General features: G+C 65.8%; 15 protein-coding genes and 2 pseudogenes. 10 read left to right on the top strand and 7 right to left on the bottom strand.

Annotated features, from left to right (window positions below):
* Nucleotides 1–118 precede the first annotated feature (118 nt).
* Nucleotides 119–622: pseudogene (locus tag HJG45_RS25245) on the bottom strand (transposase); the annotation flags it as partial.
* A gap of 103 nt (nt 623–725) precedes the next feature.
* Here HJG45_RS25245 and HJG45_RS28500 point away from each other — a divergent pair.
* The gene (locus HJG45_RS28500; RefSeq protein WP_217363037.1) at nt 726–1,253 is read left to right on the top strand and encodes a helix-turn-helix transcriptional regulator; all 528 of its coding nucleotides are present in this window, start codon (nt 726–728) and stop codon (nt 1,251–1,253) included.
* Here HJG45_RS28500 and HJG45_RS25235 read toward each other — a convergent pair.
* A complete protein-coding gene (locus tag HJG45_RS25235; RefSeq protein WP_171616271.1) occupies nt 1,213–1,851 on the bottom strand; it encodes a hypothetical protein in 639 nt (212 codons plus the stop codon). The two genes, HJG45_RS28500 and HJG45_RS25235, sit on opposite strands and share 41 nt — an antisense overlap.
* 229 nt (nt 1,852–2,080) lie before the next feature.
* On the opposite strand from HJG45_RS25235, the gene HJG45_RS25230 reads away from it, so the two are divergent.
* On the top strand, nt 2,081–2,377 hold the full coding sequence (locus HJG45_RS25230) for a hypothetical protein (RefSeq protein WP_171616269.1): 297 nt from the start codon (nt 2,081–2,083) through the stop codon (nt 2,375–2,377).
* Nucleotides 2,378–2,414: 37 nt separating this feature from the next.
* The gene (locus HJG45_RS25225) at nt 2,415–3,113 is read left to right on the top strand and encodes an aspartate/glutamate racemase family protein (protein WP_368040680.1); all 699 of its coding nucleotides are present in this window, start codon (nt 2,415–2,417) and stop codon (nt 3,111–3,113) included.
* A 278-nt stretch (nt 3,114–3,391) separates the two neighbouring features.
* On the opposite strand, the gene HJG45_RS25220 is transcribed toward HJG45_RS25225, so the two are convergent.
* The 4 genes and pseudogenes from HJG45_RS25220 to HJG45_RS29550 all read right to left on the bottom strand — a co-directional run bounded on the left by HJG45_RS25220 (nt 3,392) and on the right by HJG45_RS29550 (nt 6,697).
* The gene (locus HJG45_RS25220) at nt 3,392–3,625 is read right to left on the bottom strand and encodes a hypothetical protein (protein ID WP_171616267.1); all 234 of its coding nucleotides are present in this window, start codon (nt 3,623–3,625) and stop codon (nt 3,392–3,394) included.
* Nucleotides 3,626–3,823: 198 nt separating this feature from the next.
* A pseudogene (locus HJG45_RS25215) lies at nt 3,824–4,309 on the bottom strand (isocitrate/isopropylmalate family dehydrogenase); the annotation flags it as partial.
* A 505-nt stretch (nt 4,310–4,814) separates the two neighbouring features.
* Entirely contained in the window at nt 4,815–5,870 is a 1,056-nt protein-coding gene (locus HJG45_RS25210) for a tartrate dehydrogenase (protein ID WP_171616265.1), read from the bottom strand.
* A gap of 404 nt (nt 5,871–6,274) precedes the next feature.
* Complete coding sequence (locus HJG45_RS29550) at nt 6,275–6,697, bottom strand: helix-turn-helix transcriptional regulator (RefSeq protein ID WP_171616263.1); 423 nt, start codon at nt 6,695–6,697, stop codon at nt 6,275–6,277.
* A gap of 1,077 nt (nt 6,698–7,774) precedes the next feature.
* On the opposite strand from HJG45_RS29550, the gene HJG45_RS25200 reads away from it, so the two are divergent.
* The 5 genes from HJG45_RS25200 (at nt 7,775) to HJG45_RS25180 (ending at nt 10,388) form a co-directional block, all read left to right on the top strand.
* On the top strand, nt 7,775–8,251 hold the full coding sequence (locus HJG45_RS25200; RefSeq protein WP_171616261.1) for a hypothetical protein: 477 nt from the start codon (nt 7,775–7,777) through the stop codon (nt 8,249–8,251).
* Between the two features lie 115 nt (nt 8,252–8,366).
* Complete coding sequence (locus HJG45_RS25195) at nt 8,367–8,618, top strand: hypothetical protein (RefSeq protein ID WP_171616259.1); 252 nt, start codon at nt 8,367–8,369, stop codon at nt 8,616–8,618.
* Nucleotides 8,619–8,784: 166 nt separating this feature from the next.
* Nucleotides 8,785–8,973, top strand: a complete 189-nt coding sequence (locus HJG45_RS25190) for a hypothetical protein (RefSeq protein ID WP_171616257.1) — start codon at nt 8,785–8,787, stop codon at nt 8,971–8,973.
* Nucleotides 8,970–9,716: an antitoxin Xre/MbcA/ParS toxin-binding domain-containing protein gene (locus tag HJG45_RS25185; RefSeq protein ID WP_171616255.1), complete on the top strand. Its 747-nt coding sequence runs from the start codon at nt 8,970–8,972 to the stop codon at nt 9,714–9,716. The genes HJG45_RS25190 and HJG45_RS25185 overlap by 4 nt, the downstream gene beginning before the upstream one ends.
* A 468-nt stretch (nt 9,717–10,184) precedes the next feature.
* Nucleotides 10,185–10,388 carry a hypothetical protein gene (locus tag HJG45_RS25180; RefSeq protein ID WP_171616253.1) on the top strand — a complete coding sequence of 68 codons (204 nt, stop codon included), beginning with the start codon at nt 10,185–10,187 and terminating at the stop codon, nt 10,386–10,388.
* A gap of 301 nt (nt 10,389–10,689) precedes the next feature.
* On the opposite strand, the gene HJG45_RS25175 is transcribed toward HJG45_RS25180, so the two are convergent.
* Nucleotides 10,690–10,899: a hypothetical protein gene (locus HJG45_RS25175; RefSeq protein ID WP_171616251.1), complete on the bottom strand. Its 210-nt coding sequence runs from the start codon at nt 10,897–10,899 to the stop codon at nt 10,690–10,692.
* 407 nt (nt 10,900–11,306) lie between these two features.
* Here HJG45_RS25175 and HJG45_RS25170 point away from each other — a divergent pair, with 407 nt between their 5' ends.
* On the top strand, nt 11,307–11,483 hold the full coding sequence (locus HJG45_RS25170) for a hypothetical protein (RefSeq protein ID WP_171616249.1): 177 nt from the start codon (nt 11,307–11,309) through the stop codon (nt 11,481–11,483).
* A 148-nt stretch (nt 11,484–11,631) separates the two neighbouring features.
* Nucleotides 11,632–13,452 (top strand): class I SAM-dependent methyltransferase, encoded by a 1,821-nt coding sequence (locus tag HJG45_RS25165; RefSeq protein WP_254452778.1) that lies wholly within the window; start codon nt 11,632–11,634, stop codon nt 13,450–13,452.
* Nucleotides 13,453–13,608: the final 156 nt, after the last annotated feature.

Raw genomic sequence — 13,608 nt, 5'->3', positions numbered from 1 at the left:
CGATACCCGACACCCTTCGCGTCGTCGTTAACGCTATCCATAACGTCGACCTGAAGCTCCTCGCTCCAGGCCGACCCAGCACATTCAGGCCTCACCTCGGAAGATGGGCCTCGTCGCCGCGCTTACGGTCCTTGCGGTCCTTTGCCTCATTCTCCTGCCGGAGATGGCCGCCAACGTAGGCGCCATCGACCTCAACTACACCGGATAGGCGGCCCTTGATCTGCTCGGCGCCGATGGCCTCCCGCAGTTTGTGCGCCAGCACGAAGGCAACCTTGTAACTCACCTCAAGGTCGCGCCCGAGCTGGAGCGCCGAGATGCCTTTGGCTGCATTCACGAACAGAGCGATGGCTGCCAAATAGTCCCGAATCGGAAGTTTGCGGTTGGCGAAGATGGTGCCCGAGGTGACTGAGAACTGGCGCCGGCACCCCTGGCACTTCCAAATGCGGCGGACTGTGTAGGCATACACAGCGGCACAGCCGCAGCGGGGACAAAACGCCTCGCCGCCATTGCCCGCGAAGCGGATCGCCGCGAAGGCCGCGTGCGCTTCGTCGTCACTCATCTGCATGATGCCCTTGAGGCTCAGCGTCCGGGCGGCGGCGGAGAGAAGGAAATGTTGAGCCACAGATTACCTCAACGAAAAACGCTGAAGGCATGATGCGTGGTTAGTCCCATTAGGTCAACAGAAAATGTTGACCTTAAGTCAGCGCTAACTTACATCCCTGGTCATGATCACACCCGAACAATGCCGGTCCGCACGCGCTTGGCTCGACTGGAGCCAAGAGGATTTAGCCAACAGGGCGTCCGTCGCCCTCAGCACGGTCAGAGATTTTGAGAAGGGGCGGCGAGTCCCGATAGCTAACAATATCGAAGCCCTGGAAAGGGCGTTTGCCGACGCTGAGGTGACATTTTTTGAAAGCTGCGGTGAGGTTGCTGGTATCAGAGCAAAATACCGGATTAGAGAGCAGGATGTTTACCTACCTGCGCTGCAAATCCTGAACGCGGCGGACGGCGGCTTTCTGCGCACCTCAGACCTGATCAAAGCCTTGGAGAACCACTTTGCTCCCGAAGGTGCGGACGCCGAAATCCTCACGGGGCGTTCCGACACTAGGTTTTCTCAGATCGTCCGCAATATCGTTTCTCACCGCGAGGTACCCGGCAACATCCTCTGTGACGGACTAGCAGAGTACGATGGCAAGCGCCGGGGCCTCCGGATCACAGAAGCAGGTCGGAAACGCGCCTCTTCCGGGTCGTGATGCCAGAATACTTCGCCTTGAAGCCCGGTTTGATCCAGGCAAGCTCGGTCGGCCCGGCGTGGTCCTTGTTCCACACGAACCACGCGTAAGCCGTCGTGCCACTGCCCGCGACTTGCGCGCCCTTCATGTAGAAGGTGATGCGTTCGCTAAACACCCACACTCGGCTGGGCGGCGCCTTATGGAAGATTGTGTTCGCGCGGTTTGCGCCTTCTAGGAAGGCCAAGCGAAGCAGGAGCGCAAACTTGTGCCCCGCACACCGTAAACCCGATGCAACGAACCCCTCGGCTGCGTTATAGGGCGGGTTCGTGATGATGTTGTCATGGCGCCGCTCCGTCGTCAGGAAGTCGTGCCCAACCTCACCGAAGCCCCGGTCGTAGAGGTCCGAACTGACCACGGGGTTGCTCGCCTCAGCCAGCACGTTCGACATGGCGCCATCGCCACAAGCCGGCTCCCATATCTCCCCAGCGAACTTCTCACTCTCCATCAGCGCGTGGGTGGCCCAGGCAGGCGTTGGGTAGAAGTCCGGGCCATCGAGATCCGCGAGGCGCTTGATCGTAGGCTTGAAGCCGCCGTTCAGGTTGTAGGTGGCGTCGGCCATCGGAGACTCGCCCTCTGTTTCGAATTAGACTCTAGCTCAAATCGCCGAGAACGAGAACTCCCCCTGGGAATCGCAGGCCATAAGGTCAACGATTAACGATTAGGTTAGGTGTCACAGCGCCATAAGGCCGGACATCCTCTGCATCGAGGCCTGCTCCTCGCTGCAGAACCTGCTCGACAAGCGCTCGCGCTTCGCCCCCTCGACCAACTCCCTGCTCGCGGTCTGCCCGGTGCCCTGGCTGCTCTCCCCGGTGCAGGACCCGGATCCGACGCCGCGCTGGCGACTGATCCGGATGCTGAAGACCGAGCCGTTCGAGCCCCTGACCCTGCCGGTGCGCGACATCCGGGTGGTGTTCGGCCTGAAGAGCCGCCACTACGATGGCTTCGTGCGGCATCAGGTGGCGCATCCGCACGAGTTCTTCTGCCCGATGGAGGCACTGACCGCCGAGGACGGGCATGAGGACCCTGAGATGCAGGCGCTGATGTCGCGCGCCTCGGCCAGCGCCAATTTCATGCGCCTGCCCTGATCGGGCAGACTGCGCCGCCGCGGTGGAGGGTTGTGGCGTGGTGGAGAAGATGCTCGGGGTGCTCGGCGGCATGGGGCCGCTCGCCAGCGCGCAATTCATGCTTCGGCTGACGCTGCTCACCCCGGCGGAGCGCGACCAGGACCATGTGCCGGCCATCCTCTGGTCCGATCCCCGGGTGCCGGACCGCACGGCGGCCCGGCTCGGGACCGGCGAGGACCCGCTACCGGCGCTGCTGCGCGGCATCCGGGGGCTCGAGGCCGCCGGCTGCGGCGCCATCGCCATCCCCTGCAACACGGCGCATGGCTGGTACGCGGCGATGCAGGCGGCGACCCGCCTGCCGATCCTGCATATCGTCGAGGCGGCGGCCGTGGAGTTGCGGCGGCTCGGCGTCGCCCCGGGCCGGATCGGCCTCATGGGCACCGCCGCGACCCTCGCCATGCGGCTCTACCAGGACCACCTGGCCGGGCTGGGCTGGGACTGCCTGACCCCCTCGCCGGAGGAGATGGCGCGGCTGGTCACGCCCGGCATCGCCCTGGTGAAGGCGAACCGCGTCGCCGAGGCGCATGCGCCGCTGGCCGAGGCGGCGGGCCTGCTCGCCCGGCGGGGGGCCGGCGCGGTGGTGCTGGGATGCACGGAAATCCCCCTCGGCATCGCGGCCGGGCCGGCCCTGCCCTTCCCGGTGGTGGACACGATCGACGCCCTGGCGCGCGCGGCGATCGGCTGGGCGCGAGGCTAGGGCAGATCCCGTTCGAGTGGAAACACTCGGACGGGTGAAGATGCTCTGAAAACAACAGGCTGGAGCATTTGCCGCGAACGCAGGTGAGCGGAAATTGCTCCAGGGCCAATCGGCATCAGCCTACCGCCGGCCTTACGACGGGCCGTCGAATGGCGTCGGGCTGGGGATCGTGTCCCGGCCGGGGCGACCGCGGGCGGCCTTCGGGGATGGAGGGCCTCTCTCGGGAGAGGCGGAGCCACCGGGTCCGGGGTCAGGCCGGAACCGGGGTCAGGTCGGCGTCAGTCGCAGTCGCAGCCGGGGGTCGGGCCGGAATCGCCGCGGACGATGTGGTGGTCGATCCACTCGGCCACCAGGCGCCGCGCCTCCTGCACCGAGGCCTCCGGGTGGTGGACGCGGTAGAGCGTGGTGCAGGCGCGGAAGGCCGAGAGGTCATCCGCTCCCGTGCCGCGCAGCTCGCGATACGCGGTGACCACGGCGCGTTCGCAGCGTCGAAGGATGGCACCGACGGGCATCTCTGCCTGACCCATTTTCCAAACCCCTCCGGCTGCGAGCCAGTTGAGATTCACTCGCAACCACAGTCAATCCTAACGACACCTGAACAGGGGTTCAAGTTTCCCACCTGCTAACAATGGCGCCCGCACCCCCCTTTCATGCCAAGGGACTGGTCCTCTGGCCGGCCCGCGACCCCAGACGAGGCCGCGGGTCGCGCCTCAGCCGCGGCCGACCGCCTCGGCCAGCGCCTTGCCGACATCGACGGTGCCGGCATTGCCGCCCATGTCGCGGGTGCGCGGCCCGCCCTCAGCCAGGTGCCGCTCGATCGCGGTCACGATCGCGTCCGCCGCCGCCTTCTCGCCGATGTGCTCGAGCATCATCGCGCCCGACCAGATCTGGCCGATCGGGTCGCAGATGCCGCGGCCGGCGATGTCCGGCGCCGAGCCGTGCACCGGCTCGAACATGCTCGGGAAAGCCTTCTCCGGATTGATGTTGGCCGAGGGCGCGATGCCGATGGAGCCGGCCACCGCGGGGCCGAGATCGGAGAGGATGTCGCCGAAGAGGTTGGAGCCGACGACCACGTCGAACCAGTCCGGATGCTGCACGAAATGCGCGCAGAGGATGTCGATATGAAACTGGTCGGTGGTGACGCTCGGATAGTTCTTCGCCATGGCGGCGAAGCGCTCATCCCAATAGGGCATGGTTTTCCGCATATCGGAGAATCCGTATTCGAAGCACGCGCGCCCGCCGAAGGCGGTCTGCCGCTGCGGCAAGAACTCTCCGTTCAGGGTCCAGAAAACATACTTGAGGTTGGCAAATACCTAACGTGTTTGCTTAAAAGCGCAGCCGCAGCTTCCGCTCGCTTTCGCCAGCCCTTTGTTCGACGCCCGCGGCGGCGAACTATCTGAAGACGCCCTTCGTCCCGACGCGTTCAACGGGCCGCGGCGCGCAGGCCGGGTCAAGGCTGCGAAGCACCGCCGAAGGCGGCGCCCGAAGGGCGGCCTGGACGCGGCCGAGCACCGTGGCACGCTTGCGCAGCCGGGACAGCGGCCCCTCTTGCTTCCGGGTCGGGGCAGATTGCCCTCAAAAATGTGAAAACAGGGAGTGCCCTGCTTGCATGGTCTCGGGATGGGAGTCGGCTCATGGCACTTAGCGGTTCAAGCGAGCCGCGCCCGCACCGCAAGCTGAGCCTTAGCAGCGTCTGGCGATTTAGATTGCGGCGGCGATCGCCGCTCCGAGCTCCTGCGTGCTCGCTTGGCCGCCGATGTCCCGAGTCCGCGGACCGGCGCGGAGCACAGTCTCGATGGCTGCGACAACAGCATCCGCGGCCTGCTTGTGACCGAGGTGCTCGAGCATCATCGCTCCGGACCAGATTTGGCCGATCGGGTTGGCGATGTTCCGCCCAGCGATGTCCGGGGCTGAGCCGTGGACGGGCTCGAACATCGAGGGGAACTCGCGTTCCGGGTTCAGGTTCGCGGAAGGCGCGATCGCAATGGTTCCGGTGCAAGCTGGTCCGAGGTCAGAGAGGATGTCGCCGAACAGGTTGCTGCCGACTACCACGTCGAAGCGGTCCGGGTTCTGTACGAAGTGCGCGCTGAGGATGTCGATGTGGTACTGGTCTGTCCGGATCTCCGGGTACTTCGCCGACATCGCCTCGAAGCGCGCATCCCAGAACGGCATGGAGATGGAGATGCCGTTCGACTTAGTGGCCGAGGTCACATGCTTCGCGCTCCTCGTCTGCGCCAACTCGAACGCGAACTTCAGGATGCGATCGACACCGCGACGAGTGAAGATGCTCGTCTGCAGGACGACCTCGTCGTCGCTGCCCTCAAAGCTGTGCCCACCGAGAGACGAATACTCGCCTTCGTTATTCTCACGGACGACGATGAAATCGATGGAGCCGGGCTCGCGGTCGCGCAGGGGCGACTGGATCCCGGGCATCAGGCGAACGGGGCGGATGTTAGCGTACTGCTGGAACCCGCGGCGAAGCTTGATGAGCAGTCCCCACAGGGAGACGTGATCGGGCACAGTCGGGAAGCCCACGGCACCGAGGAAGATGGCGTCGTGGTGACGAATGCGGTCCAGGCCGTCATCGGGCATCATCTTGCCGTGCTGGAGGTAGTAGTCACAGCTCCAGGGCAGCTCGTCCCACTCGTACTCGATACCAAACTTGGCGCCAGCGGCTTCCAGCACGCGGATGCCCTCCGGCACAACCTCCTTACCGATGCCGTCTCCGGCTATGACCGCGATCTTATGCTTCGCCATGCTCGCTTCCCCTGACCGGTCCACTTGAAGTAATTGGAAGGGCTAGCACTTGGCGGGACCCAGCACCACCGGTGCAAATTACCGAGCCGAAGCGGCATCGGCCGCAGCGCTCCTAAGTTGGAGATGCTGCCTCATAGGCTTCCTTGCAGTGCCATGGCTTTGTGAGGCGTAAGCAGGCCACTCGTCCGCCGCGTTCCGCAGGCCGGATCGACGGCGGGACCAGCGCCCACTCCCACATCTCTCACGCCGGTCTCGTAGCGCAGTCCGCGCCGTTGCGGCTCGACGGCCGTCCGGCTTCCAGTTGCTCCATTCTTCGATCAACCAGGCCGATGAGAATCACAACCGATTCCAGGCCAGGAAGCAGTCAGGCCAAGAAGTGGTATGCCTCCCGGCAAAGCTGTCCCTCAGCTCTTCAGTTTCCTGCCACGCTGTCGCCCGGACGCCTTCGCTTGTTCCTTCGGATCGGCGGGCGGCGCGCCATTTGAGGCAGTGCCATTTGTGTTGGGGCCATCTGGGGCGCCTTCGTGCTCACTGGCTTCCGCAGGCTCCGGCGAGTGATCACCTTCCGGCCGAGCTTGCAACCAGTCGGACGCGCTCCCGCGTACTACCAGTGCTCCCCCGATGAACCGTTCCGAGCTCTGGGCGAACTCAACGCCGTGGCGGCGTAGTGCCTCGACGATCGCTACGACTCTCGAAAACTTTGTGTCCCGGACGCCGCCCTCAAGGCCTTGCACCGTGCTCAGGCTGACCCCGGCGGCGGCGGCCAAGTTCTCCTGGCTCCACCCGGCGAGGGCGCGTGCAGCTATGAGTTGACGTGCATCGAGCATCGGAGGCGAGCACCAACGGAAGGATTCGAGGGCTTTCTATGCACGCCTCAGACGAGCCCACCGCCTGAATTTTTCCGTAACTCACACGAATCCTTAGGCGAACTAAATTGCTTCGCCAGCGACGTTTAATACCGCTCCAAGCTTGACTGCAGAGCTCGAGCAAGCCACGCTCCTTGCGTCGCGCCGGTCCCAGCGCCCGCGACTCGGCGTCGAGTTAGGAACCATACGTGCCGCGTGAACCCTCGCCTGATCTGGAGGAGGCCATCTCGCCACTGAGCCGCCATTTGACACCAGCGATCGTTCCGAGGCTGCGAGCCTCGGCCGTTGTCGAGCTCGATGCAGGCCTTCGCCAGCGAGACCTCCCCTTCGCCCGCCAACTCGCTGTGGCATTCGTCGACGGGAATCGGAGATCGCTTGCGTACTTCGTCGCGCCCAAGGTGGATTGGCCACTTCCCGGGACTGAGCAACATGGCGGGACAGCGGCCGTCCCTGCGCTGGGCCTCGGCGGCGGCCTGTCACCCCGCTGCGTCGCAAAAGAAGTCCTGGCCCACACGAAGGGCCTGCGGCTCTACTCGAGATGCGCGGAGAACGCGAACCGATGGTTCGCGGCGCTGCTGAAAGCAGCCGGATACACGGGAGTCCGCGTCACCATCCGTCGCCTGGAGCAGGCCTTTTGTCCCAGCGAAGTCGATTATTGGGACTACCAGATGGCCTGGGAGGCCGTGTCACGGTACCAGTATCACAGCAGTAGCGCTGCCGGATCCGCCGAGTGCTCCGCCGAATTGCTGCGTATAATTGCAGACAGCGTGGAGGCCCACGGCTCGCCGAAACCCACCAGGTCGGCGGCAGCCCTCGTACATCCCCTCGAGTTACGCAGGCATCAGGACGCCGCCTCTGCACCACTACGCTCGCAGCGCAGTTCTGGAAAGGCATGAGTGAAATTCGACGATCGTTCATGTGCGCTGCGCCCGGCTAGAGATCCGCTTGAACACACTGCGCGATTGCTGGACACGATCTGCAGGCTCCGCAGTAGTTGCACCCGACAGCACGTGTAGCAGGCAACCGAGCGAGGAACGCATGAATGTGTGCGACGATCGGCGTCCGGACGCGACCATGGATCCCTGGTGTCTCGTCGAACTCGGCGACGGCGACGAGGTTCTGTTCGGCTTCGCTGTCGAGCACGCGCGCACCGGTGGCCTTTCCTGGGTCCGCAGCACGGCCGTCGTCTGGCTCGACGAGACCGCCGGTCGGGCCAGGACGGCAAGCGGGCGCCGCTATGCGTTGGGCCGCCGCACCACCATGGCGGACCTGCCGACGGAGGAGGCCAGGATCGCGTTCGCCCTACTTGTGGGCCCCCATCTCGCAGACCCGGATGCGGGGCCGCCGGTCGACGGCGATCCCGCTGCGGCAGCGGCGTGGGTCGCAGCATGCAAGGTGGCGAGGCATCTGGGCCTCGATGCGCCACCGCTGAGCGACCCGGCGGCGGTGGCGAGATTTATTACCAGCAACATCGAGTCCTACGCCCTCTTGCGATCAGGCCGGAGGCCATCCTGATGAGCCGGAAACCCGGTGCGCTGTACCGGCTCCCGACCGACCCGGAGGGAACGCAGGTGAGGCCGCGAAAGTGGCTCGGCGCCGCGCCGGGCTTCCGGCGCAGGCCATGTACCCGATGAAGCTCCGCATGCTCGCTGCTATCCTCACGGGCCTCGGGGCGGGCGCCGCCGCCATGCGGCAAGCGGCGTCCTCGCTCGGGAACGGCAGGGTGTCGGGAGTGGAGCTGCTGGTCATCCTTGCCATGTCGGCGATCGGGATTGCGACCACCGCGCTCGGCGCCGGTGGCATCGCTTTCTATGGGCTCGGGTTTGCCGAACTCTGGTGGGGCGACCACCGGCGCTGCAAGGAAAGGGCGGACCCGCGATGACACGGGCTTGGTCCGTTCCGGCGTCCGCCATCGTCGGCCTGACCGAAGTCGATGCCCTCCGCCGGTTCCGCCGCGCGGTCGAGAGCGCCTCGCCCGCCGCCTGCGATCGCTGGTCCTGTTCGGCCCGCGTCCCCGCCGCGAACACGAGGCGAGCCGTGAGTGGAAGGTGGCCGTTTTCATCGAGCGGCTCGACTGCAACCGGGAGGGACGCCGTCTGAGCCTGCTCGCGGCATCCTTCAACCACGAGGACTTTGCCATGGCGCCCATCGGCCTGCCTGCTGACGACCGGCGTGGAGTCAGCCCGGAGCTGCTTGCCAAGGCTGACCGTGAGGAAACAGACGATGGCGGCCCATGAACGCACGTTGGGACCGCCTTCCGTCGTTGGTCGGCGAAGCTGGCGCCGAGACGCTCCGGCAGTTCCGCGCCACCGTCGAGGGCGCCTTTCCGGGCCGCCTCCAGGCGATGGTCATTTTCGGGCCGCGGGTGCGCGGGGACGGCGGGCCAGGCGGCGACTGGGACGTCGCGCTTTTCATCGAAGGCTTCGACCTCGACCGTGAGGGCCGACGCCTGCGTCTGCCCGCCGCCCAATTCCATGCCAAGGAATTCTCCGTCTCGCCGCTCGGCCTGCCCGCCGACCGCGCGCAGATCAGCGCGGAACTGCTGGCGAGTATTGACCGGGACGGCATCCCGGTGCCCGGTTCGAAGGGCCTGACGGTCGAAGAGTTCCGTCATTGGGAGCGCGGTGAGCCCGATTTGCACGAGCTGATCAACGGGCAACCGGTCCGCCTCCCGGACGCCCGCCAGGCCACCTGCCGGGGCATGCGCGCGAGGCTTGCCGCCATGGTCGCCCATGGCGGCGACATGGATGCGGGTCACCACTGGCTCGAACGTCCGCATGACGAACTCGGCGACACGCCGCTGCATGTAGTCTTAAAGGATTGGAGCGGCCTCGTCAGGGTGCTGCGGCTGCTGGAAGCGGGGTGGCCGGGCTGCACCGGCTATGACCAGGACAAAGCGCCATTCCTCGTCGGTTGCAGAGGCGACAGCCTCCTGCGGGAAGCCGAGCGCTTCGCCGCGCTTGAGGCGAGCCGCCAATGACGGCCAGGGAAGGTGTGGCTCCCCATCACCTGTTGCGGCCGCTGCGTGGACCGTTGGTGTCGTCCGCGGCGTCGCGCCTCGCGCGATCGGAGCGTGGCGGGGACACGAGCGCCTCTACGGCGGCCGGAGCGGCTGGCTCCCGATTACTCTCAGGCGCCCTCGCATTGGGGCGTGGCTCCACCGGCGGCGAGGTCGCCTAGCGGGCGCAGCAGCGCGGCGCAACGAGGGCAGCGAGGAGGGGTGGTGGACATGCTTCGGGTGCGGAGAGAACGCGGGCGGCCGAGGCGTCTCGTGCCACAGCAACGCCGGGGCCCTACCGTCAACTCGGATCTGCGGGCGGCGCTTCGGCGAGTTCGGCGCCGCCGTGCCGAGGCGCGGGCCGCCGGGCAGGAGCCGCCAAGCCTCGAGCCACGGGCGACGGAGTTGAGGAAGCGGGGCCGGGCCGCAGGCCTGCTGAGCCGACGGCGGATGGTGACGCTGCGCATCACGCTTCCCGTAGACCTCGTCGAAAGGGTGCTCTGGCTCAGTGGTGCCCGCACGGTCCAGGAGGTGGTCGAACTGGCGTTGTTCAACTTCTTTCTCAACCACATGCCCGCCGAGCTGAGCGGAAAGGGTATCGCACGGCGTTTCTGGGCACAGGTGCGCATCCGTCGTCCTCCGGCAAGAGGCTGACCATGAGGTGGTATCGTGCGTCCTCCTAGTCTCCGTCCGACGGGCCGATGCTGGATGCTGCGGGCCGGGAGGGCTTCATGACCCTGATGGAGCTTTCGGTCCCCTTAGGACGGCGTGCCTTCCGGCCCACGCCATCGCTGTCGAGGTTATGCAGGGGAACTGCTCAGAGGAGAGTGGCAGAGCCCGCTTTCACACGATACCGACTGACCCTAGTGATCGTGTACTCCGCGCCGCGGCAGTTGGAAGGAGCGACAGCGACAATCAGCTGCCGCCCCCTTGTTGGTCTCAGGCCAAACCGAGTTCAGTGCTTGAACCCGATCCAGCTCGCAGTCGTGTTCAGCACGTGATTGTAGTCGCCGGACAGCGCTTCCTTCATGAAGGTCTCGATCTCCGCTGGCGGAGCACCTGCCTCTTGCAACGCCTTGCGTGCCGCATTGACGACGCCGAACGCGTTGCTGTCTGTCTCGCTGATCTTCAGGGCCACCTTCGCGTACTTGGGGGTGCCGTTCATGATGCTTCCTGTCTCTCAGGTGTGCTCCTACACCGAGGATACCATGCCGTGTCGCAAGCCAAAGAAGATCTTCGACGTGATCCTGATTGTGAGCGCACCTTCTGCACTTCTCAGGTTGCGCCCTCTCGCTTCGGGCAGAGCTGAGTGATGCTGGGGCCACGGCTTGCAAGGCAAAATCGCTGACATCGTGATGACTTGAGACGCCACAACATCTGCGGTGGATTTGCCCCGACCCTGCCGTTCCAAGTTGCCCGCGCCCGTGATGAAGATGGTATCCGTCCCGAACAGGCAACGTGGCGGGGGAGCGGCCTGGGGATCCACGGTGGCGAGCGCGCTGGCGCAGGCGTGTCCGGAGCGCGCCCTGGATGACTCTTTGCGCCACGATTGCCGGGCCGCGGCGGTGGCCCTTGCGTGAACTGCCGCTCCGCTTAGCCTTCGCCTACCTGCTCAAGCGCGACCCCAGGCTCTTGCTGAACCAGTTGGCGCCGCTCGGGCAGAGCCTGCCGATGCGAGGCAGCAGCGTCCTCATCCGGAGCGAGCGTCCCGCAGGCACGCTCTACCTGTTCGCCATCGACCTCTGGTAGACCTACCTCAACAACTCGGGGGAGCTCGAGCGGGAGCTGGCCCGCCTTGAGGAGGAGCCCTGCCCGGAGGAGGCGGTCTGGGTGCTTCTAAAGGCGGGACCTTGCGCCTTGTGCCGCCGGGCTGATGTGCCGCGGCTGGTAGAAGGCAATGCACCTCTTGCCTACTCGGGATCACGCTTCCTATGGACCGAGCAGTTCCTATCCTTGCTACGATGCTCGAGTGCAGCCTCCTGTAATCTCCTGGTACGATGCGAATGCTTCCCGGCTAGCGGTTGCCTATGAGGCGGTCTCGCCGACGAACACTCGCGACTGGTTCGCCGACCTCCTCCCTCGCCCGCCCGCCGTGGTCATTGACGTCGGCGCTGGTACCGGCCGTGACGCGGGCGCCTACGCCGCCGCAGGCTACGAAGTTATCGCCGTCGAGCCCTCGTCCGGCATGCGAGCCCAGGCCGAACGGCTGCACCAGTCGCCAAGGATTCGCTGGCTTTCCGACAGCCTGCCCGGCTTGGTGACGACCACCCGATCGGGCGTCACAGCCGACGTCGTATCCTTGAGCGCGGTCTGGCAGCACGTCCCACCGGCGGACCGGCCTCGGGCCTTCCGGAAACTGGTAGCCCTACTCCGGTCAGGCGGCCTGCTGGTGATGACTCTCCGCCACGGTCCCGACGACGGACGCGGCGGCTATCCAGTCAGCATTGCCGAAGTCGAGGCACTCGCCCGGAGCCATGGCATGCAGGTGGTCCGAGCCGTGCCGTCGCCTGACCTCCAAGGTCGGCCGGAGATCTCCTGGACAGCCGTCGTCCTCCGCCTGCCGGACGATGGAACCGGCGCCTTGCCACTGCTCCGCCACCTCATTCTGATGGACGCCAAGAGCGCGACCTACAAGCTGGGCCTGCTCCGGGCCCTGTGCCGAGCGGCAGATGGCTCAGCGGGCTTGGCCCAGGAGGATGGCGACGATCATATCCGGGTGCCGTTGGGCTTGGTCGCCCTGAACTGGCTCAGGCTCTACTTGCCTTTGGCAAAGGCCGACCTGCCGCAGGCGCCCGGCAACCGGCGCGGAGCCCAAGGATTGGGCTTCGTGGGTCCTGGCTGGCAAGCTCTCGAGGCCGGTGCCCTGTCGTTCCTCGATTTGCGCGTCGGCGCCGTGCTCGGCGAGACGGCTGCCCGTGCTCTTCACGAGGCGCTCCGTGAGGCGGCCGAGCACATCATCCGCATGCCCGCGAACTACTTAACTTTCCCGGGTGGCGGACGAATCCTTGAGGCCGCCCGCGCGCCAGTGGTGCGCCCTTCAGGCTCCCTGGTTGTGGACGGCGCCTTCCTGTCCGCTTTCGGCAGCATGCGGGTGCCGCGTCACCTGTGGACGGCGATGCAGCGCTTCGCGGTCTGGGTCGAACCTGCGCTCATCTCCGAGTGGATCCGGCTCATGCAAGGCTACGCTGCCACTCAGGGCAGGCCGATCAACGTCGGTGCCATGGCCGCCGCGATGACATGGTCCGATCCCGTCCGCGACGTCGCCCTACCTCGCGCCAGGGCATTGTCACTCATGGAGGATGGAACCGCAGTCCACTGCGTTTGGAGCGGCAAGCGATTGGCGCCGGACACGTTGGATGTCGACCATTGCCTCCCCTGGTCGGCATGGCCCTGTGGCGACCTTTGGAACCTTATGCCTGCCTACCGGCGCGTAAATCAGCACATCAAGCGCGAGCGAATGCCCTCAGCGGAGGCACTCCAGCAGGCTGGACCAGCAATTATAGACTGGTGGTCGGCAGCCTACTTGCGGCCTGAGGACCGGGTGCTGCCGGTGAAATTCGCGTCCGAGGCGCGAGCTAGCCTTCCGGGGCTCAACGGCGCCGATGTAGTCAGCGGTCCTGAGGTGCAGGTTGCAATGGCGTTGCAGCGGACTCGGCTGCGTCAAGATCAGGGAGTGCCGGAGTGGGTGTGGCGGCCGCAGGTAGGCAACGCGCGATGACCGGTGCGTCGTGATCACGCTTCAGCATAGGGCAGATGACCTTGTCTACCACCAGACCAAGTTAGGGATAATCATAGGCACTTGCCTCGGCTTCGCTCGGCTTGGACGGACAACCCGAGGGCGCCCGTGCACCCCGCAAAAGGCGAGGTCGAGGGC

Origin of the sequence: Roseicella sp. DB1501 (assembly GCF_013112485.1) — a bacterium.
Classification (GTDB): Bacteria; Pseudomonadota; Alphaproteobacteria; order Acetobacterales; family Acetobacteraceae; genus Paracraurococcus.
This window is presented reverse-complemented; position numbering and strand designations above follow the sequence as displayed.